The 19,523-nt window shown below is 71.1% G+C and carries 16 protein-coding genes and 1 riboswitch; of the genes, 9 read left to right on the top strand and 7 right to left on the bottom strand.

The genetic code is table 11. The features are described from left to right. Window positions 1-77: 77 nt before the first annotated feature. Genes lptF through rsmA form a run of 5 tightly spaced genes read left to right on the top strand, consistent with a single transcriptional unit; the run spans window position 78 to window position 6,944 of the window. Entirely contained in the window at window positions 78-1,247 is a 1,170-nt protein-coding gene (gene lptF, locus AC3WLN_RS16200; RefSeq protein WP_492482898.1) for an LPS export ABC transporter permease LptF, read from the top strand. Between the two features lie 15 nt (window positions 1,248-1,262). After that, window positions 1,263-2,351, top strand: a complete 1,089-nt coding sequence (gene lptG, locus AC3WLN_RS16195) for an LPS export ABC transporter permease LptG (protein ID WP_492482892.1) — start codon at window positions 1,263-1,265, stop codon at window positions 2,349-2,351. Between the two features lie 56 nt (window positions 2,352-2,407). Further along, on the top strand, window positions 2,408-5,029 hold the full coding sequence (locus AC3WLN_RS16190; protein WP_492482896.1) for an LPS-assembly protein LptD: 2,622 nt from the start codon (window positions 2,408-2,410) through the stop codon (window positions 5,027-5,029). A 35-nt stretch (window positions 5,030-5,064) separates the two neighbouring features. Beyond that, the gene (gene pdxA, locus AC3WLN_RS16185; protein WP_492482890.1) at window positions 5,065-6,087 is read left to right on the top strand and encodes a 4-hydroxythreonine-4-phosphate dehydrogenase PdxA; all 1,023 of its coding nucleotides are present in this window, start codon (window positions 5,065-5,067) and stop codon (window positions 6,085-6,087) included. After that, a complete protein-coding gene (gene rsmA, locus AC3WLN_RS16180; protein ID WP_492482888.1) occupies window positions 6,084-6,944 on the top strand; it encodes a 16S rRNA (adenine(1518)-N(6)/adenine(1519)-N(6))-dimethyltransferase RsmA in 861 nt (286 codons plus the stop codon). Before pdxA ends, rsmA begins: the two co-directional genes overlap by 4 nt. A gap of 96 nt (window positions 6,945-7,040) precedes the next feature. Here the strand turns inward: rsmA and AC3WLN_RS16175 are convergent, their stop codons facing one another. The 3 genes from AC3WLN_RS16175 to AC3WLN_RS16165 form a co-directional block, all read right to left on the bottom strand. Then, window positions 7,041-8,039, bottom strand: coding sequence for a TIM44-like domain-containing protein (locus tag AC3WLN_RS16175; RefSeq protein ID WP_492482886.1), 999 nt, complete (start codon window positions 8,037-8,039; stop codon window positions 7,041-7,043). A 91-nt stretch (window positions 8,040-8,130) separates the two neighbouring features. After that, window positions 8,131-9,270, bottom strand: coding sequence for an ATP-binding protein (locus tag AC3WLN_RS16170; protein ID WP_492482884.1), 1,140 nt, complete (start codon window positions 9,268-9,270; stop codon window positions 8,131-8,133). 87 nt (window positions 9,271-9,357) lie between these two features. After that, window positions 9,358-9,990: a S24 family peptidase gene (locus tag AC3WLN_RS16165; RefSeq protein WP_492482882.1), complete on the bottom strand. Its 633-nt coding sequence runs from the start codon at window positions 9,988-9,990 to the stop codon at window positions 9,358-9,360. A 219-nt stretch (window positions 9,991-10,209) separates the two neighbouring features. Here AC3WLN_RS16165 and AC3WLN_RS16160 point away from each other — a divergent pair, with 219 nt between their 5' ends. Next, on the top strand, window positions 10,210-10,569 hold the full coding sequence (locus tag AC3WLN_RS16160) for a DUF952 domain-containing protein (RefSeq protein WP_492482880.1): 360 nt from the start codon (window positions 10,210-10,212) through the stop codon (window positions 10,567-10,569). Next, window positions 10,566-11,645: a quinone-dependent dihydroorotate dehydrogenase gene (locus AC3WLN_RS16155; RefSeq protein WP_492482878.1), complete on the top strand. Its 1,080-nt coding sequence runs from the start codon at window positions 10,566-10,568 to the stop codon at window positions 11,643-11,645. The genes AC3WLN_RS16160 and AC3WLN_RS16155 overlap by 4 nt, the downstream gene beginning before the upstream one ends. An 11-nt stretch (window positions 11,646-11,656) precedes the next feature. On the opposite strand, the gene AC3WLN_RS16150 is transcribed toward AC3WLN_RS16155, so the two are convergent. Both AC3WLN_RS16150 and AC3WLN_RS16145 read right to left on the bottom strand, forming a co-directional pair. After that, window positions 11,657-13,675: a TonB-dependent receptor gene (locus AC3WLN_RS16150; RefSeq protein WP_492482894.1), complete on the bottom strand. Its 2,019-nt coding sequence runs from the start codon at window positions 13,673-13,675 to the stop codon at window positions 11,657-11,659. A 273-nt stretch (window positions 13,676-13,948) separates the two neighbouring features. After that, window positions 13,949-14,148, bottom strand: a riboswitch (cobalamin riboswitch). A 75-nt stretch (window positions 14,149-14,223) separates the two neighbouring features. Then, the gene (locus AC3WLN_RS16145) at window positions 14,224-14,535 is read right to left on the bottom strand and encodes a hypothetical protein (RefSeq protein ID WP_492482876.1); all 312 of its coding nucleotides are present in this window, start codon (window positions 14,533-14,535) and stop codon (window positions 14,224-14,226) included. Between the two features lie 304 nt (window positions 14,536-14,839). On the opposite strand from AC3WLN_RS16145, the gene AC3WLN_RS16140 reads away from it, so the two are divergent. Then, window positions 14,840-17,137, top strand: coding sequence for an FdhF/YdeP family oxidoreductase (locus tag AC3WLN_RS16140; protein WP_492482874.1), 2,298 nt, complete (start codon window positions 14,840-14,842; stop codon window positions 17,135-17,137). After that, window positions 17,134-17,439 carry a hypothetical protein gene (locus tag AC3WLN_RS16135; RefSeq protein WP_492482872.1) on the top strand — a complete coding sequence of 102 codons (306 nt, stop codon included), beginning with the start codon at window positions 17,134-17,136 and terminating at the stop codon, window positions 17,437-17,439. The genes AC3WLN_RS16140 and AC3WLN_RS16135 overlap by 4 nt, the downstream gene beginning before the upstream one ends. A 219-nt stretch (window positions 17,440-17,658) precedes the next feature. Here the strand turns inward: AC3WLN_RS16135 and AC3WLN_RS16130 are convergent, their stop codons facing one another. Together AC3WLN_RS16130 and AC3WLN_RS16125 are read right to left on the bottom strand one after the other, a co-directional pair. Further along, window positions 17,659-18,765, bottom strand: a complete 1,107-nt coding sequence (locus AC3WLN_RS16130) for an alkene reductase (protein ID WP_492482870.1) — start codon at window positions 18,763-18,765, stop codon at window positions 17,659-17,661. Between the two features lie 139 nt (window positions 18,766-18,904). Next, window positions 18,905-19,501, bottom strand: coding sequence for a hypothetical protein (locus AC3WLN_RS16125; RefSeq protein WP_492482868.1), 597 nt, complete (start codon window positions 19,499-19,501; stop codon window positions 18,905-18,907). Window positions 19,502-19,523: the final 22 nt, after the last annotated feature.

The raw sequence follows: 19,523 nt of genomic DNA, 5'->3' as shown, positions 1-19,523 counted from the left end.
GGGTAGAAACGGGCGGGGCCGAGGCTCCGTCGGGCGATGCGGAGAGCGATCCGCGAGACGCCGATCCACGAGAACCCATGACGCAGATCGAGCGCTACATCTTCAAAATCGCGCTCGGGGCGTTCTTCGCCTGCCTCGTCGGCCTCACCGGCACGATCTGGGTGACGCAGGCCCTGCGCGAGCTCGACCTCATCACCGCCAAGGGCCAGACCCTGGTGATCTTCTTCCTCATCACCGGCCTGTCGCTGCCGACCCTGATCACCGTGATCGCCCCGGTGGCGCTGTTCATCGCGGTCGTCTACGCGCTGAACAAGCTGAACGGGGATTCCGAGCTGATCGTGATGTCGGCCGCCGGCATGCGGCCGCGCCAGATCCTGCGACCCTTCCTGAGCCTCGGCCTCGCCGTCAGCCTGGCGGTGGCCTTCCTGACGATCCAGGTGATGCCGTCGTCCTTCCAGGAACTGCGGGACGTGCTGACCCGGGTGCGGGGCGACTTCATCGCGAACGTCGTCAAGGAGGGGCAGTTCACCAGCCTCGACAGCGGCATCACCTTCCATTTCCGCGAGCGCGGTCCCGGCGGCGCCCTGCTCGGCCTGTTCATCCAGGACAAGCGCGAGGCCGGCAAGTCTGTGGTCTACCTCGCCGAGCGCGGCCAGGCGCAGGAATACGGCGGCCAGAGCTACCTCGCCCTGGAAAAGGGCAGCATCCACCGGCAGCAGAAGGATTCCCGCGACGCCTCGATCATCACCTTCGAGCGCTACACCGTCGATCTCGCCGCCTTCACGCCGCCCGACGCCGAGCTGGTCTACAAGCCTCGCGAGCGCGCCACGGCGCAGCTGCTGTTCCCCGACACCAGCGAGACCTACTACAGGCAGCAGAAGGGCCGCTTCCGGGCCGAGCTGCACGACCGGCTCTCGTCCTGGCTCTATCCGCTGGCCCTGACCTTCATCGCCTTCGCGGCGCTGGGGGACCCGCGCACCACGCGCCAGGGGCGCGGCCTCGCGGTGGCCGGCGCCGTCCTCGCCGTGGTGGTGGTGCGCATCGGGGGCTTCGCCGCCTCCAGCGCGGCCGCCCGGAGCGCCGGCGCGGTGGTGGCGGTCTACGCCGTGCCGCTCCTCGCCATCCTGATCTCCGCCGTGATGATCTTCAACGGCGCGGCGGTGCGGGACTGGAACGCCCGGGTCGGCCGGGCCGCGACCGGGTTCGTCGGCCGCTTCGGCCGGCGCCCGCGCCTCGGCGTGCAGTGAGGCGGAGCTGACGCCATGCTGATCGGCGCCACCCTCGGCCGCTACTTCGCGATGCGCTTCGTGCGCACCATCCTGGGCGTGTTCCTCACGGTGTTCACGCTGGTCTACACCCTCGATTTCGTCGAGCTCCTGCGCCGCGCCGGCGACGCGGAGGGCGCGTCCACAGGTTTGATGGCGCAGCTCTCGCTCTACCGGACCCCGGCGGTGGCCGAGGGCGTGCTGCCCTTCGCGATCCTGTTCGGCTCGATGGCCGCCCTGCTCCAGCTCTCGCGCAAGCTCGAACTGGTGGTGGCCCGGGCCGCCGGGATCTCGGCCTGGCAGTTCCTGCAGCCCGGCGCCTTCGTGGCCCTGGCCATCGGGGCCTTCACGGTGGGGGTCTACAACCCCGTCTCGGCGCTGATGAAGCAGCGCTCCACCGAGATCGAGGCCAAGATCTTCGCCCGATCGACCAAGGCCAATTCGGGCAAGGACCTGTGGATCCGCCAGCGCAGCCTCGACGGGCAGGCGATCATCCGGGCCGACACCGCGGTGGAGGGCACCACCACGCTGGCGGGCGTCTCGGTCTTCACCTTCGACGAGGTCGGCGTCTTCACCGCGCAGATCGAGGCGGCGAAGGCCAGCCTGCACGACGGCTACTGGGAGCTGAACCAGGCCCGGGTGATGACCAAGGGCCAGCCGGCCGAGACCTTCGACACCTACCTGATCGCCTCGACCCTGGTGCCCTCGCAGGTGCGCCAGCGCTTCACACCGCCGGAATCCGTGCCTTTCTGGCAACTGCCGGAGACCATTTCCCGCTCCGAGCGGGCCGGCCTCGACGCCACCCGCTACCGGCTCCAGTACGACGTGCTGCTGGCCAGACCCGTCCTGTTCCTGGCCATGGTCCTGGTGGCGGCCAGCGTTTCCTTAAGGTTCTTCCGCTTTGGTGGCGTGGGCAAGCTGGTGCTGGGCGGCGTCGCGGCGGGGTTCGTGCTGTACGTCGCCCGACAGGTGCTGGAAGGCCTCGGTGCCTCGGGAATCGTGACGCCGGCTGTGGCGGCGTGGTTCCCGGCCGTGGTAGGGAGTCTCCTCGGTACGCTCACGCTTCTCTATCAGGAGGACGGCTGATGTCGGACTCGGTGGTGGCGAAGGGGCGCAAGCCTAGGCAGGAGTTGGGACTGGCGTTGCGTAAGGTCGCCGACATCACGTTGGCCACGGGGTTCGTGGTGCTGCTCATGGCCGTCGCCCCCGCGGCGCCCGGCGGGCAGGCGCTCGCCCAGGCCAGTGCCCCGTCGAGCGCGCGGGCCGGCGCCCCGAAGCCGGCCGCCGGCAAGCCGGATTCGGGCAAACCGGCCGAGCGCCTCCTCGTGGAGGCCGCCGAACTCGTCTACGACAACGACCGCAACACCGTGACGGCCCGCGGCAATGCCGAGCTGCATTACGGCCCGCGCACCCTGCAGGCCGACCGGGTGATCTACGACCGCAAGGCGAGCCGCGTCTTCGCCGAGGGCAACGTGCGCCTGACCGAGGCCACGGGCGCGGTGGTCACCGGCTCCAAGATGGAGCTCACCGACGACTTCAAGAACGGCTTCATCGACGCCCTGCGCGTGCAGCAGAGCGTCGAGCTCAACGGGCAGACCGTCCGTACGCGCTTCTCGGCGCCCCGCGCCGAGCGGATCGAGGGGGACAGCACCAGCTTCGATTACGGCACCTACACCGCCTGCGAGCCGTGCAAGAACAACCCCGAGACGCCGCCGCTCTGGCAGATCCGCGCCACCAAGATCATCCACAACAATCAGACCCACACCGTCGCCTTCGAGGAATCCACCCTCGAGATCGGCGGCATCCCGGTCGCCTACCTGCCGTATTTCGAGACCGCCGACCCGACGGTGAAGCGCAAGACCGGCTTCCTGACGCCGCGCTTCCTCACCTCGACGGCGCTGGGCTCCGGCCTCGCGACGCCGTTCTTCGTCAACCTCGCACCGAACTACGACCTCACGCTCTCCCCGGCCTTCCTGAGCAACCAGGGCGTCCTCGGGCAGGCGGAGTTCCGGCACCGGCTCGAGACCGGCTCCTACAACCTGCGCCTGTCCGGCATCTTCCAGACGACGCCGAGCGCCTTCCTGCCGGGTCCGCTCGGCGCGGGCGACCGCGACTTCCGCGGCTCGGTCGAGTCCAAGGGCCAGTTCTACATCAACGACCGGTGGCGCACCGGTTGGGACATCGTCGGCGTCACCGACAAGTGGTTCCTGGACAATTACCGCATCCGCAACCAGAGCATCACCACGGACTACTTCCGTGAGGCGGTGTCGACCGCCTACCTGATCGGCCAGGGCGACCGCTCGTGGTTCGAGGCGCGGGGCTACTACTTCAAGGGCCTGTCGAGCTTCGACTGGCAGAAGGAGCAGCCCTTCGTCGCGCCGGTGATCGACTACGACAAGCGCATCAACGGGCCCGGCTTCCTCGGCGGCGAGGTCCGCTTCGAGGCCAACATCACCAGCCTGACCCGGCAGGCGACGGATTTCCAGGCGGTCCAGAGCCCGACGGCCTACCTCCAGACGCCGACGATCAACGGCCGGACCTACTACCTCTACGAGACCTGCACCTCCTTCTCGCGCGGCCAGTGCGTGATCCGCGGGCTCGCGGGCACGAACACCCGCGCCTCGGCCCAGCTCTCCTGGCGCCGCAGCTTCATCGACGATGTCGGCCAGGTCTTCACGCCCTTCGCCTACCTGCGCACCGACGCGTTCTTCGTCGACCCGCGCACGTCCGGCTACCAGAACGCCCTGTCGGCCAACATCGCGACCCAGGACGCGGACTTCTCCGGCCGGGTGCTGCCCGCCGTCGGCATCGACTACCGCTACCCGTTCGTCAGCAATTTCGGGCCGCTCGGCGTCCACACCCTGGAGCCGATCGCGCAGGTCATTGCGCGGCCGAGCGAGACCCATATCGGCCGGCTGCCGAACGAGGACGCGCAGAGCCTGATCTTCGACGACACCTCGCTGTTCGAGTGGGACAAGTTCTCGGGCTACGACCGGGTCGAGGGCGGCGTGCGCACCAACCTGGGCGCGCAGTATTCCGTCGTGACGCCCGCCGGCTGGTACGCGAACGTCATGTTCGGCGAGTCGATCCAGATCGCAGGCGTCAACTCGTTCCGCCGCGGCGACATCGCCAATGTGGGCCTCGATTCCGGCCTCGACAGCCGGGCCTCGGACTTCGTGGGCCGGTTCCAGCTCTCGCCGAACCAGCACATCACCTTCATCACCCGCGGTCGCTTCGACCACGCCGATCTCGGGGTGAACCGGGTCGAGACCGGCGTGATCGCCCGCCTCGCGCCCTTCGCGCCGATCGACCTTTCGGCCTTCTACTCCTACTACAAGGCGCAGCCGGCCCTCGGCTTCGCCAACCGCCGCGAGGGCATCACCGCCTCGGCCACCTATCACGTCACGCCGAACTGGTTCGTCACCGGCTCGGCCCTCGTCGACCTGTCACACTACCTCGACGTGCGCGACAACTTCCAGACGGCCTACGCCTCCTATCTGGCGAACCCCGTCGGCGACGCGCCCGTCTACCGCAATCCGGGCCGGGCCTATCTCTCGGGCATGAGCATCGGCGCCGGCTACCAGGACGAGTGCACCACGGTCTCGGTCAACTACGTGGTCTCGCCCGTGGCGGCCGCCCTCGGCACCAGCGAGCGCAACCGGACGGTGCTGCTGCGGCTCGAACTCAAGACCCTGGGCGAGGCGGATTTCCGCCAGAACCTCAATACGGCCATCACGGCCGACGGCATCTCGACGGTCCGCTGACGCGGCCGGCCCCTCGAACGACACGGAGCGATGCGGTGAGCAGCCTGCACGGGCCGATCGCCCTCACGCTCGGAGACCCGGCCGGCATCGGCCCGGAACTCGCCCTGATGGCGTGGCGCCTGCGCGACGCCGGTCCGGGGCTGCCGCCGTTCTTCCTGATCGGCGATCCCGCCTTCGTCGAGCGGCGGGCGAGCGAACTCAACCTGCAGGTCCCCATCGCCGATGTCGGCGCCGACCTCGCCACCGAGGTGTTCGGGCGCGCCCTGCCGGTGATGGCGCTGCCGAGCGGGGCCGCCGTCCACGCGGTGGCCGGGCGCCCCGATTCCGCCAATGCCGGCGCGACGCTCGAATCCATCACCACGGCGGTGACCCTCGTCCGTGCCGGGGCGGCGACGGCCCTCGTCACCAACCCGATCGCCAAGTACGTGCTGACCCAGGTGGGCTTCGCCCATCCGGGTCATACCGAGTTCCTGGCCGCCTGCGCGGTGGCGCCCGGCGAGACCCCGCCGCTGCCCGTGATGATGCTGTGGAGCGAGACCCTCGCGGTGGTGCCGGTCACCATCCACGTCGCCCTGCGGCGGGTGCCCGAGTTGCTGACGCAGGATCTGGTCGTGCGCACCGCCCGCATCGTGGCGGAGGACCTGCGCCGGCGCTTCGGCATCGCCCGGCCGCGCCTCGTCCTGTCCGGCCTCAACCCCCATGCGGGCGAGAACGCCACCATGGGGACGGAGGACCGCGACGTGCTGGAACCGGCCGTGCTGCAGCTGCAGAACGAGGGCATCGACATCCGCGGCCCCCTGCCGGCCGACACCCTGTTCCACGAACGGGCCCGGGCGACCTACGACGTGGCCCTGACGCCGACCCACGACCAGGCCCTGATCCCGATCAAGACCCTGGCCTTCGACGAGGGCGTGAACGTCACCCTGGGGCTGCCCTTCATCCGCACCTCGCCCGACCACGGCACCGCCTTCGACATCGCCGGCAAGGGCATCGCCCGGCCCGACAGCCTGATGGCAGCGCTCCGCCTCGCCGCCCGCCTCGTGAAGGCCGGCGCATGAGCGAGGACGGGAGCGTCAGCCTCGACGGCCTGCCGCCCCTCCGGGAGGTGGTGCGCCGGCACGGCCTGGAGCCGAAGAAGGCGCTCGGCCAGAACTTCCTGTTCGACCTCAACCTGACGGGGCGGATCGCCCGCTCGGCCGGCCCCCTGGAAGGCGTCACGGTGGTCGAGATCGGGCCCGGCCCCGGTGGCCTCACCCGGGCCCTGCTGGCCGAGGGGGCCGCCCGGGTCATCGCCATCGAGCGCGATCCGCGCGCCCTGCCGGCCCTGGCCGAGATCGCCGCGCATTATCCTGGACGCCTCGAGGTGGTCGACTCCGACGCCCTGAGCTTCGACCCGGTGCCCCTGATCGGCACGGGTCCGGTGCGGATCGTCGCCAACCTGCCCTACAACATCGGCACCCCGCTCCTCGTCGGCTGGCTCGCCGGTGGGGCCTGGCCGCCCTGGTGGGATTCGCTCACCCTGATGTTCCAGCGCGAGGTAGCCGAGCGCATCGTGGCGGACGAGGAGGACCGGGCGAATTACGGCCGGCTCGGCGTCCTCTGCGGCTGGCGCACCGAGGCGCACATCCTGTTCGACGTGGCGCCCTCGGCCTTCGTGCCGCCGCCGAAGGTCACCTCCTCCATGGTCCGCCTGACCCCCCGGCGCGATCCCCTGCCCTGCTCGGTCCAGGCGCTGGAGGCGATCACCCGGGCGGCCTTCGGGCAGCGCCGCAAGATGCTGCGCCAGAGCCTCAAGGCAGCGGTTCCGGACCCGGCCCGGCTCCTGGCCGCGGCCGGCATTCCGGAGACCGCGCGGGCCGAAGAGGTGCCGGTCTCCGCCTTCGTGGCGATGGCCCAGGCCTACCGGCCCGCCTGATCCTCCTGCACGCGACGAGGGCCGCCCGGATCTCTCCGGACGGCCCTCGTCGGCTCAGGGGGTGACGAACGCTGGCGGGGTTGTCAGCAGCTCCTGTCAGCGACCCTGCTGGATCGCCGAGAGCACCCAGCGACCGCCGCGCTCGCGCACGAAGGTCCAGAGCTCCACCGCCTCCGGCTCGCCGGTCTCGACGACACGGTCGGTGCGGCGGTCGAGGGTCACGTCCTTGATGGCGTAGCGCATCGCCACCGTGGCGTACTCGGCATTGCCCTCGCCCCAGGATTCGGAGAGGTCGCCCTGGAGCAGCTTCACGTCCGAGATCCGGTTGACGACGCCGCGCGCCTCGTTGGCCCGCAGCTCCTCGATGAAGTAGCCGGCCATCTCCGGGGTCGCGAGGTTGCGCAATGCGGCGACGTCCTCGCGGCCATAGGCGGCCTGCACGTCGTTGAGGGCGATCTCGAAGCTCTGGAAGTCGCCGGGGCCGATCTGGACCGGACGCGCCTGCACGGGCTGCACCGGGGCGGGACCACGCTGGCCGTTGCCGGTGCCGGCACCCATCGGAGCGCCTCCGAGGGGCGCGCCGCCCATCGGGCCAGCATTGGGGCCGGCGCCATCGAGATTCGAGCGCGACAGGCCGGCAGCGGCCGGCTGGCCCTGGCGCCGGCGGAACCAGCGCACGGCGAACGAGACGAGCAGGACCACGAGGCCGACCTGCAGGATCAGGCCGAGGAACGAGGCGATGCCGCCGAGGCCGCCGAAGAAGCCACCGCCCAGGAGCGCACCGAGGAGGCCCGCGCCGAGCAGGCCGGCCATGAAGCCGCCGCCGAAGCGCCGGCCGGGCTGCGCGGCGGTGTTCATGCCGGGATTGCCCATGGCCGGGCCGGGCTGGGTCTGCGAACGCTGGATCGGGGCCGGGGCGCCGGGCGCCGTCGTGGTGGCCGAGGGCGGCGCGTAGGTGCGCGAGCCGCGCGAGCCCATGCCACCGCTGCTGCCGCTTCCGGGACGCGCCTCGACGACGGGCGCTGCGAGAACCAGCGTCGCGGCGAGCGCGAGGATGGACGCCGCGCGCTTCCGGCGAGTGGTGGAGGTGAGCATGAAAACGCCTCTGGTGAACAACAGGGAAGTCCGGCGAACTCGCCGCTCCTGATATGGTGACGTTCGCGCGCGAGTTTTAGTCCGCTCTTCTTCAGAGAATCCCGTCGGATTCCGTTCGGAGGGCCGCCGGAAACACCATCCGGACCGTGGCGCCCTCGCCCGGCTTCGAATCGATCGACACCGTGCCGTTCTGGCGTTTGACCAGGCCGTGCACGATCGCGAGCCCGGCACCGCGGCCGGCCTCGCGGCTGGTGACGAAGGGCGCCAGGGCCCGGGCGGCCATCTCGGGCGACATGCCCTGGCCCTCGTCGGTCACCGTGATGCCGACCGCGCCGTCGCCGGGCCGCTGCAGGGCCCGGTCGCCCGGAGGCACCGCGAAGGTCGCGATGACGATCCGCCCCGGCGCCGGCATCGCCTCGCAGGCATTGGCCACGATGTGGTTGAGGGCGAGCTCGATCTGGGTCGGATTGCTCAAGCCGCAGGCGAGGCCCGGCGTGGTCCGGGTCTCCAGGGTGATCCGGGCCGGCAGGGTCGGGCCGGTCCGGGCGCCGAACGCTTCGATGAGCCGGTTCAGGTCGACCGGGCGCACGTCGGGGGCGATCCGCCGGGAGAAGGCCAGGAGTTGGCGGGTCAGGGTGGTGGCGCGCTCGGCGGCATCGGTGGAGCGGACGATGGCCCGCTGGATGAAGGGCTCGTCGCGGTCGCCCAGGCGGCGCTTGAGCCCGTCGATGTAGCCGATGAGGATCTGCAGGAAGTTGTTGAACTCGTGCGCTACGCTGTTGGTCAGCAGGCCCAGGGCCTCGCGCTGGCGCGACAGGGCGAGCGCGCCCTCCGCATCGTGCCGGCGGGTGACGTCGACGACCTGCGCGAGGCGATAGGGCGTCCCCGCCACCGGGACGACGAAGACCTGCGCCCAGAACGCCGCGCCCCCGCCCGGCCGTGCCAGGACCTCGACGCCCTCCGGCGCCCCCTCGGCGAGCGCCGCGCCGAGCAGCGCGCCGGCTTCCCGCTCGCCGTCCAGCCCGAGCCAGGCGCGCAGGTCTCCGTCGCCGGACGCGTCGGGGGATCGTCGGACCAGGTCGAGGAGCGCGCGGTTGGCGAGGACGACGCGGCCGCCGGAGCCATCCGGCGCCAGGAGGGCTGCGGGCACCGCCGAGGCGGTCAGCAATCGGGCGAGCCCCGCGTCAGGCCCGCTCCGCGCAGCGTGATCGTCCGTCCGGGGCGATGCCATGGCCTGTCCGCCGATCCGGGGCACGCGGCCCCTCCGGCCGTAAGCCATAGCCGCAACCGCCGGGGCGGCAAAGCTGTGCCGGCGACGCTACTGGCGCACCCACATCACCCGGCCGATCCAGGCGATGTCGCTGACGTTGACGACCCGGTCCGCGTGGTCCGGGTTGAGCGAGGCGAGTTCGATGGTGCGGGCCGTCTTGCGCTTGAGTTCCTTGGCCAGCACCTCGCCGGCCGCCAGCCGCACCACCACGCGGTCGCCCTTGCGCACCCCGGCGTTGGGCGAGACGATGAGCACGTCCCCGTCGCGGTAGAGCGGGGCCATCGAATCGCCCTGCACCTCCAGGGCGAAGGCCCGGTCGTCGGCGAGATCCGGAAATTCGATCTCCTCCCAGCCGGGGCCGCCCGTGGGCATGCCCTCGTCCGTGAACAGGCGGCCGGCGCCGGCCTGGGTCATGCCGATCAGCGGGATCATCGTGCGCGGCGGCCCGTCGCGCGCCTCGATCAGGCGGAGGAACTCGTCCAGGCTCGCGCCCGTGGCGGCGAGAACCTTCGAGACCGATTCGGTCGAGGGCCAACGCTTGCGGCCGTCGGGGCCGATGCGCTTCGAGCGGTTGAAGCTCGTCGCATCGAGGCCGGCGCGCCGTGCGAGACCGGACGCGGAGAAGCCATGACGTTCCGCTAGGCGGTCGATTGCGGTCCAAATCTGTTCATGAGACAGCATTGCGAAACTCTAAGCCCGCTACCGCTAAGACGTCCAGCCTAGAGATAGGAAAGTAGAACTAAATTCGGGGGATAGCAATGGCATTAGGGTTGCAAATCCGGTCCGCAATCCCTTCGCGACACCCTCACAACTCACGATGCAAACTGTCTCGCCGAGGTTGCGGCTCCGGTCTTCGTCCCGGCGTTTGATCGACCGGGTGAAACCCGATAGGGAGCCGGCATGGCGCTCATCTACAAGATCTCCCCCCGGGCACTCTGGCGCAAGGCCGAGGAGACCGGCCGCTTCGCGGGCGCGCCCATCGACCGCGCGGACGGCTACATCCACTTCTCCACCGCCGCCCAGGTGGCCGAGACCGCGGCGCGCCATTTCGCCGGGGCGGACGACCTCGTCCTGGTGGCCGTGGAGGCCGAGGCGCTCGGCCCGGCCCTGCGATACGAACCGTCGCGCGGGGGCGACCTGTTCCCGCATCTCTACGCCGATCTCGACCTGACGGCGGTCCGCTCCGTCGCCGACCTGCCCCTCGGGGGCAATGGGCGCCACGTCTTTCCCGCCGATCTCGCGGGAGGCCGCCCGGCATGATCGGCGCGCTCTTTCCCCTGGCCAAGCCCCTGCTCCACCGCCTCGATGCCGAGACGGCGCACAACCTGACCCTGCGCGGCTTGGCCGCCCTGCCGCCGCTGCGGCCGGCGGCGGACGATTCGCGGCTGGCCGTCGAGGTGCTGGGCCGCCGCTTCCCGAACCCGGTCGGCCTCGCGGCGGGCTTCGACAAGGGCGCCGAGGTGCCGGATGCGCTGCTCGGCCTCGGCTTCGGCTTCGTCGAGGTGGGCGGCGTCGTGCCCAAGGCGCAGCCGGGCAATCCGCGCCCGCGGGTCTTCCGGCTGACGCGGGACGGCGCGGTGATCAACCGCTTCGGCCTGAACAGCGAGGGCCTCGACGTAGTCCGCGGCCGCCTCGCCGCCCGCCAGGGCCGGCGGGGCCGGGTCGGCGTCAACATCGGCGCCAACAAGGACTCGACCGACCGCTTGGCCGATTACGTCGCCTGCACACGCGCCCTGGCGCCGCTGGTGGATTTCGTCACCGTCAACGTCTCGTCGCCGAACACCCCCGGCCTGCGCGACCTCCAGGGCGAAGCCTTCCTCGACGAGCTGCTCGCCCGCGTGGTCGAGGCCCGGGACGCGACCCATCCGGCCACCGCCATCCTGCTCAAGATCGCCCCCGACATCACCCTCGCGGCGCTGGACGCCATGACGGCCACCGCCCTGCGCCGCGGCGTCCAGGGCCTCGTCGTGTCCAACACCACGATCGCCCGGCCCGAGACCCTGCGCGAGGCCGGCCTCGCCCGCGAGACCGGGGGCCTCTCCGGCCGGCCGCTCTTCGCGGCGGCGACGCGCCTGCTGGCCGAGACCTACCTGCGGGTCGGCGAAAAGCTTCCCCTGGTCGGGGTCGGCGGCATCGACTCGGCGGAGGCCGCCTGGACCAAGATCCGGGCCGGCGCCAGCCTGCTCCAGCTCTATTCGAGCCTCGTCTATGCCGGCCCGGGCCTGATCCCGGAGATCAAGGCCGGCCTCGTCTCGCGGATGGAGGCCGAGGGCGCGAGCCGGCTCGCGCCCCTGGTCGGGCGCGACGCCGCCGCCCTGGCCAAGCTGCCGGGCTGAGGGCCGCGGGGCTAGAACCGCCCCGCCAGGGTCAGGCGTACCGCCGTCGGCTCGACCGGATGGAAATGGCGGTCGGCGACGCCGTCCGCCGCCTCGCCGGGCAGGCGCGAGGTGTAGAAGTAGGTGATCTGGTCGGCCTTGGCGTTGGTCAGGTTCAGCACGTCGAGGGACAGGCTGACCCCGTTGTCGAAGGTGTAGCCGACCCGGCCGTTGACGAGGGCGGTCGGGCGCGAGCGCACCGAATTGTCCTCGATCAGCGGTCGCGGCCCGAAATAGCGGAACCGCATCGACCCGAACCAGCCCGGCCCCGCGCCGAAGGTGAAGCCGGCCGAGGCGATCGTGGTCGGCGCCTCGGGAACCCGGTTGCCGACGGGGTCCCGGTCCGCGAAGCGGGCATGGGTCACCGTGAGATCGCCCTCCAGGGAGAGCCAGGGCGTCACCGCGTAGCGATTGGTCCACTCGACGCCGAAGCGGCGGGTGGGGCGGCTCGGCTCGGTGGTGCCGCTGTCGCCCTGGAACAGGTTCTCGGAGGCGAAATCGAGCTGGAACAACGTCACCGCCGTCTCCAGCCCAGCGAGGCTGCGGTTGCGCAGGCCGATCTCGGAGCCCGTGGAGGGCACGAGGAAGGGCGAGCGGCTGATGTTGAACAGCGGGCTCGTCGGGTCGACGGTGGCGGTGACGCCGCGGGCGTCGTTGGAATGGAAGCCGCCGCCGTAGTTCACGAACAATTCGGTGTCGAACCAGGGCCCGAGCACCAGGCCGAGCTTCGGATTGACGATGCCGTCCCGGGCGCGCCCGGAATTGGCCGGCGTGTCCGAGCGGACATCGGCGTAGAACCCGTCGGCGCGGAAGCCCAGGCTGGTGCGCAGCCAGTCGGTCCAGCGCACCCGGTTCTCGACGTAGAACGCGGCGCTCGCCTCCAGCACCCGGTCGTCCAGCACGGTCGAGCGGTACTGCCGCGCGGCGGTGTTGAAGAGGCCGACCCGGATGTCGTCGGTGCGGGTCTGGAGGCCGAACTCGTTCTCCATGGGCAAGTCGAACAGGCTGCCCGGGACGGTGTGGCTGACCTCGCCGCCGCCGAGAACGCGGCTGTCGCGCTGGCGGAACTGGTCGCCGGCGACCGGGTCGTTGAGGAAATAGGTGAAGTCGTTGAACAGGTTCATCCCGTAGCGGATCACGTAGGCGCTCGCCCGGGTGATGCCGGCCTCGCTCGTCCGGCTCCAGCGGCCCGAGAGCGAGAAGCGGCCGGTGTCGCCGCCATCCGTGGGGTTCAGGCTGCCGAAGCGGCCGATGATCCCCTCCGCGACCGCCCGCTCCGGGATCTGGTTGGTGGCGTTCCACTTCGCCCAGTAGGCCATGCCCGTGACCGCGAAGCCGTCGAGGGCCGTGCCCTGGCTGTAGCGGACGACGCCGTTGAGCTTGGCGAGCCGGTCCGGCACGTCCCAGGGCCCGTCATAGGTCTGGGCCTCGCCGGCGACCAGAAGGTTGCCGGCGCCGAGGGGCGCGGAGGCGATGCTGAGCGCGCGCTTGTAGCCGAAGCTGCCGAAGGAGGTCAGGGCGAGGTTCTTATCGACCGTGTCGAGATAGTCGATCCGCACCGAGCCGGCCGAGGCGAAGTCGCCGTCCCGGACGAAGTAGGGTCCCTTGTGGAACTCCACCGCGCCGACGAGCTCGGGGATGAGAAAGTTCAGATCGGCGTAGCCCTGGCCGTGGGCGTGGGTGCGCATGTTCACCGGCATGCCGTCCACGTGAAGCGCGATGTCAGTGCCGTGGTCGAGGTTGAACCCGCGCAGGAAGAACTGGTTGGCCTTCCCCTCGCCGGAATGCTGGGTGACGATGAGGCCGGGCACGCTCTCCAGGGCCTCGCCCGGCCGGGTGATCGGCCGGCTGTTGAGCGCCGCGCCCGAGAGGATGCCGGCGCTCGCCGCATCGACGGTCCGCAGGCCGCCCCCGATGCCGGTGACGCCGCCGACGAAGCCCGCATGGGCGGCCGGTCCGCTGCCGCCGGTGGCCGGGGCCTCGGCCGTCACGGAGAGTTCGGCGAGGTCCGCCTGCGCGGACTGGGCGACGGCGCTCCGGACCCCGGCGCCGCAGCAGGCGAGGCCGGCACAGGAGGCCAGCAGCCAGGATCGCAAGGCAGGACATCGCAAGGCAGGGCTTGGACGGGTCAGCGACCCGGAACGGGAGGACGGCATAAGACCTCGAGCGACGTCTGTGGCACGTCACCGCGAACGAGGCCGGCCCGGATGCCGCACGGCATCCACCCCGACACCCACCGGGACACCCCGCCCGATGCGTTTCGCGTGTGACCACGACTGACGGCAGGTCTCCTGGCTCGCGGGTCACCGCCCTCTCATCGTCTTCCCAGGCCGGATGGGCCCAGTGACGTGCTGATGAGGGGCTCGCCGCTCACAGTTGCGGGGGCAGCCGCGGCCTCGGGCTCACACCCTCACCGCGTTCCCTTTTGATCCTCGTGACCGAGGAACCGTCGCGGGACAGGAGGCCCGATGGGCCGCGGCAGCGTCAATGGCCGCGCGTGGTTTTCGGGCCGGTGTGCCCGGTGCGCGACAGGAGACCCTCAGCGCCGGCCGTCCGGTTTTCGCACAGGCTCGCGCCGATGCCCGGTTCCGGCCAGCACCGCGCCGCCGGCCGCGAGGCCGAGCAGGATCCACTTCAGGGGAAGCCGCTCCGCGCCCTCGCTGCGCTGGGGCTCGGTGACCATGTGGCCGGGCGGGAGCTCGACCCCGGGCTTGCCATAGGCCCGCGCGTCGGCGATCTGCTCGGCCGACACGGCCCATTCGGCGCCGATCTGGCGGTCATGCGCCATCACCGCGAGGCCGACCGCGAGGGCGACGGCCGCCGCCGCGAAGATCCTCACCGGCGTCCTCATGTCCCGCGCTCCCGCATCCCGGGCGTCTCCGCCGCCGTTTCGGCCCGAGGGTTAGGCGATCGGCCGGCGCTTCGCCAGGGAGCGGCCCCGGCGACGGGCCACCCGGTCTCCCGCAATGCGGCTCAGAACGATTTTAACCTGCCGGTCACCGGCTCTGCAAAAAACGCATGGGACCCCTAACGGCATGACTGGCCTGCGTTTTCGCGTGATTGAGTGCCCGCGCCGCATCGCGATATCGCTGGGCGGCTAGGCTCCGTTCCGCGACCGATCCTCGGCCGCGCGGGCCCGTCCCAGAGACCCGTTCATGGATCACCCGGTCGCGACCCCGAAGCGTTCGTCCGCCGCCGGCGGCTGGGGGGCCCTGAAGAGCTGCGGCAAGCACCTGCTCGGCAGCCGGGCCCCGCTCTCGGGCGCCCGCGCCATGCTGAAGGCCAACCAGCCCGACGGCTTCGACTGCCCGGGCTGCGCCTGGGGCGACCCGGCGCACGGCTCCTCCTTCGAGTTCTGCGAGAACGGCGTGAAGGCGGTCTCCTGGGAGGCCACCGACAAGCGCACGCCGCCGAAGTTCTTCGCCCGCCACACCGTGACCGAGCTGCGCGGCTGGACCGACTACGCCCTGGAGGGCGAGGGCCGCCTGACCCATCCGATGCGCTACGACGCGTCGCGCGACCGCTACGTCGCCACCACCTGGGACGCCGCCTTCGCGGAGATCGGTGCCACTCTGCGCGGGCTCGACCACCCGGACCAGGCCGAGTTCTACACCTCGGGCCGCGCCTCCAACGAGGCCGCCTACCTCTACCAGCTCTTCGCCCGGCACTACGGCACCAACAACTTCCCCGACTGCTCCAACATGTGCCACGAGGCCAGCGGCATCGCCCTGCAGGCGGCCATCGGCGTCGGCAAGGGCACCGTGCTCCTGGAGGATTTCGAGAAGGCCGACGCCATCTTCGTGGTCGGGCAGAACCCCGGCACCAACCATCCGCGCATGCTCGGCGACCTGCGGCGCGCGGCCCAGCGCGGCGCGAAGGTCGTGGTGTTCAACCCCGTGCGCGAGCGCGGGCTCGAACGCTTCGCCGACCCGCAGAACACCGTGGAGATGCTGCGCGGCGCCAGCGCGCCGGTGGCGAGCCACTACTACCAGCCGCGCCTCGGCGGCGACATGGCGGCGTTCCGGGGCATCGCCAAGGCGGTGTTCGCGGCCGACGACGCGGCGCTCGCCGCCGGCCAGCCCACGCGGCTCGACCGGACCTTCCTGCGCAACCACACGGCGGACTACGAGGCCTACCGGACCGCCGTCGATGCCACGTCCTGGGACGCCATCGAGGACCAGTCCGGCCTCTCCCGGGCCGACATCGAGACCGCGGCCGAGGTCTATCTCGCCGCCGACAAGGTGATCTGCACCTGGGCGATGGGCGTGACCCAGCACCGCCACTCGGTCGCCACCATCCGCGAACTCACCAACGTCATGCTCCTGCGCGGCCATGTCGGGCGCCCCGGCACGGGCCTGTGCCCCGTGCGCGGCCATTCCAACGTGCAGGGCGACCGCACGGTGGGCATCAACGAGAAGCCCCCGGCCGCCCTCCTCGACGCCCTGGAGCGGACCTTCGGCTTCCCCGCCCCGCGCCGGCACGGGCACAACGTGCTGGCCGCCATCGGCGCCATGCTCGACGGTTCGTCGAAGGCCTTCATCGGTCTGGGCGGAAACTTCGCCCGGGCGACGCCGGACACCGCCCTGGTGGCCAAGGCCCTGTCGTCCTGCGAACTCACCGTCCACATCGCGACGAAGCTCAACCATTCGCACCTCGTGCCGGGCCGCGTCGCCTATCTGCTGCCCTGCCTCGGCCGCACCGAGATCGACCGGAATGCGAAGGGCAAGACCCAGATCGTCACGGTCGAGGATTCCATGAGCATGGTCCACGGCTCAGGCGGCATCAACAAGCCGGCCTCGCCCGAACTGCGCTCCGAGATCGGCATCATCGCCGGGATGGCGGCGGCGACCGTGGGCTCGGCGCGGGTGGACTGGGCGGCGCTTGCCGACGATTACGACCGCATCCGCGACCTGATCGAGCGCACGATCCCGGGCTTTACCGGCTACAACCTGCGTGTCCGGCGCCCGCGCGGCTTCATGCTGAAGAACCTCGCCGCCGAGCGCAGCTTCGAGACGCCGACCGGCCGGGCCAACTTCTCCGCCGGCTCGCTCCCGGAGGCGACGGAGCACCAGCAGGCGCGGCGCGGGGCCGACACCTTCGTGCTCCAAACCTTCCGCAGCCACGACCAGTACAACACCACGATCTACGGCCTCGACGACCGCTACCGCGGCGTCTACGGCGAGCGCCGGGTGGTCTTCGCCCATCCGGACGACCTGGCCGAAATCCGGGCCCGGACCGGCGACCGGGTCGACATCGTCGGCACCCACGCGGACGGCGTCACGCGGGTGGCCGAGAATTTCCGCCTCGTGCCCTTCGACATGCCGCGCGGGTCGCTGGCCGGCTATTATCCGGAGCTCAACGTCCTCGTGCCGCTCTCGACCTTCGGCGCGGAGAGCGACACGCCGACCTCGAAGTCGGTGCTGGTCCGCCTGCGCCGACCGGCCGCCGCATGAGTGAACCGCCGGCCGACGCGGAGACCTTCCTCGCGGTCACCGATTCGGTCGCCGCCCTCCAGCCCGGCCTCTCCACCCTGGAGGCCGGCATCCTCGCCGCCCTCCATCTCGATCTCGCCGGCGACAGCCGCAGCTTCGCGCGGGTGTTCGGCCTCGAACACGCGCTCGTCCTGCGCGCCGTCGAGACCCTGGCGAGCGAGGCGGGACTCCTCGCCCTGACCGACCGGAACGCGCGGACCCAGCGCACCCGCTACGTTGCCAGCCCGGCGGGGGATGCGGTGCTGGCGCAGCTGCACGGGTGACGTCGGGGCAACGCGCCTCTTCGCACGCGGATACCGCCCGCCTGACCGACGATCGGGAGCGCTCGCCGCGCGATCCCTCTCCCCTCTGCGGGAGAGGGTGGCCCGCGAAGCGGGTCGGGTGAGGGGGAGCCCCTTGTCCGGAGAGGGCGCCCCCTCTCCCGCCTGCTCCGCAGCGGGGGGCGGGTGGCGCAACGACACCCGATGCGCCCTACCCCGCGCTCAGCGCTTGATCGCCACCGGCCCGTTCATGCCCGGCCAGTCCGAGTAGCCGTTGGCGCCGCCGCCGTACCAGTAGGACTTCGGGGCCTCGGCCAGCGGCGCGCCGGTCGCCAGGCGCTGCACCAGGTCCGGATTGGCGATGTAGGGGCGGCCGAAGCTGAAGAGGTCGGCGCGGCCCTCGGCGAGGTCCTTCTCGGCCAGTTCCAGGGTGTACTGGTTGTTGCCGATATAGGCGCCCTGGAAGCGCTTGCGGATCTGGCCGAAATCGACCGCGTCCGGCACCTCGCGGGTCTGCTGCGTCACGCCCTCGATGGTGTGGACGTAGAGCAGGCCGAAGGCGTTGAGGGCCTCCACGTAGGCGCCGAAGGTCGCCTTCGGGTCGCTGTCGAGGGGGGTCTTGCCGGGCTCGGTGGTGGCCGGCGACAGGCGGATGCCGACGCGATGGCCGCCGCCCCAGACCTCGGTGACCGCCTTCACCACCGCCAGCGGAAAGCGCAGGCGATTCTCGATCGTGCCGCCGTACTCGTCGGTGCGATGGTTGGTGGAATCACGCACGAACTGTTCGAGCAGATAGTTGTTGGCCGAGTGGATCTCGACCCCGTCGAAGCCGGCGCGCTTGGCGTTCTCGGCGGCCCGGCGGTAGTCCGCGACGATGCCCGGGATCTCGTCCGCCTCCAGCGCGCGCGGAGTCACGTGCGGCTGCATGCCGGATTCGGTGAAGGCCGTGCCTTCGGGCCTGAGCGCCGAGGGTGCCACCGGCAATTGCCCGTTCGGCTGCACGTCGGGATGCGAGATCCGGCCGGTGTGCCAGAGCTGCAGGAAGATCAGGCCGCCATTGGCGTGGACCCCGGCGGTGACCGGCTTCCAGGCCTCGACCTGCGCCTCACTCCAGATGCCGGGGGTGTAGGCGTAGCCGACCGCCTGGGGCGAGATGTTGGTGGCCTCGCTGATGATGAGGCCGGCATTGGCGCGCTGGGCGTAGTAATCCACGGCGAAGTCCGGCGGCACGCCCTCGGTGGAGGAGCGGCTCCGGGTCAGCGGCGCCATCACGACGCGGTTCTTCAGGGTGAGGTCGCCCAGGGTGAAGGGTTCGAGGATCGGGCTCATGCGGTCGGCTTTGTCCTGGAGGGCGCCGGGCGCAGGCACGCCGGGCTTCAGCCGGGACAAGCAGCGGCGCCGGGCGGTGTTCCAGCGCAGGGGCGGGACGCAGCCCTGCCCCGCTGCGTTGCGCGCCCCATAGGGGCGCTCAGCGCTCTACCCTCCCGCCATTGGCGGCCACGAGCGCGAGCATCGTCTGCCCGAGCACGTGCTGGCGGACGTCGAGGCTGGTGATGTCGACGTTGTACACATCCGGTCTTCGACGCCCGAGCAGGCCCGTCCCACCGCGATCGAACAGGCGCCGGGGCGGAAGGGGCGTATGCAGGCCCAGGCGAACCCCGCACCCATTCCTCCTCGGAACGATCCGCGCGGTCGCCACGTCCGTCCAGCGAAGGGTTTGCCCGGAACGCCGGTCGGTGACGCCATCGGAATTGAGGATCAGGGTCGGGCCCGCCCGGGTCAGATCTTCCAGCCCGAAGAGGGCCTTCGGCATGAAACCAAGCAACAGGAACGCCAGGGCGCACAGGACCAGGACCGATCCGCCTGGATCGGCCGCCACCGTCAAGGCGTGCCAGAGCAGCATCACAAACAACACCAGCGTGGGCATCATGCAGCACCACGCGATGGCGGTGATCGCGATCTGCCCGAACGTGCGGGCCCGGGCGGCCAGCGGGAGCGACACCGAAATCGGCGGGATGTTGTAGGTCCGCGAGAACGTGATCTCACCCGGGATCTCGACGATCAACGCAGTCCACCCGTGGTTGGCC

The organism is Methylobacterium sp. FW306-05-D (assembly GCF_058782155.1).
Note: the sequence above shows the minus strand (reverse complement) of the source record. Positions and strands in the feature narration are given on the sequence as shown.

What these genes read in the sequence shown, in the direction of transcription:
- lptF (WP_492482898.1), top strand. Translation starts at nt 78, where the DNA reads ATGACGCAGATCGAGCGCTACATCTTCAAAATCGCGCTCGGGGCGTTC.
- lptG (WP_492482892.1), top strand. Translation starts at nt 1,263, where the DNA reads ATGCTGATCGGCGCCACCCTCGGCCGCTACTTCGCGATGCGCTTCGTG.
- rsmA (WP_492482888.1), top strand. Translation starts at nt 6,084, where the DNA reads ATGAGCGAGGACGGGAGCGTCAGCCTCGACGGCCTGCCGCCCCTCCGG.
- AC3WLN_RS16175 (WP_492482886.1), bottom strand. Translation starts at nt 8,039, where the DNA reads ATGCTCACCTCCACCACTCGCCGGAAGCGCGCGGCGTCCATCCTCGCG.
- AC3WLN_RS16170 (WP_492482884.1), bottom strand. Translation starts at nt 9,270, where the DNA reads ATGGCATCGCCCCGGACGGACGATCACGCTGCGCGGAGCGGGCCTGAC.
- AC3WLN_RS16165 (WP_492482882.1), bottom strand. Translation starts at nt 9,990, where the DNA reads ATGCTGTCTCATGAACAGATTTGGACCGCAATCGACCGCCTAGCGGAA.
- AC3WLN_RS16160 (WP_492482880.1), top strand. Translation starts at nt 10,210, where the DNA reads ATGGCGCTCATCTACAAGATCTCCCCCCGGGCACTCTGGCGCAAGGCC.
- AC3WLN_RS16155 (WP_492482878.1), top strand. Translation starts at nt 10,566, where the DNA reads ATGATCGGCGCGCTCTTTCCCCTGGCCAAGCCCCTGCTCCACCGCCTC.
- AC3WLN_RS16145 (WP_492482876.1), bottom strand. Translation starts at nt 14,535, where the DNA reads ATGAGGACGCCGGTGAGGATCTTCGCGGCGGCGGCCGTCGCCCTCGCG.
- AC3WLN_RS16140 (WP_492482874.1), top strand. Translation starts at nt 14,840, where the DNA reads ATGGATCACCCGGTCGCGACCCCGAAGCGTTCGTCCGCCGCCGGCGGC.
- AC3WLN_RS16135 (WP_492482872.1), top strand. Translation starts at nt 17,134, where the DNA reads ATGAGTGAACCGCCGGCCGACGCGGAGACCTTCCTCGCGGTCACCGAT.
- AC3WLN_RS16130 (WP_492482870.1), bottom strand. Translation starts at nt 18,765, where the DNA reads ATGAGCCCGATCCTCGAACCCTTCACCCTGGGCGACCTCACCCTGAAG.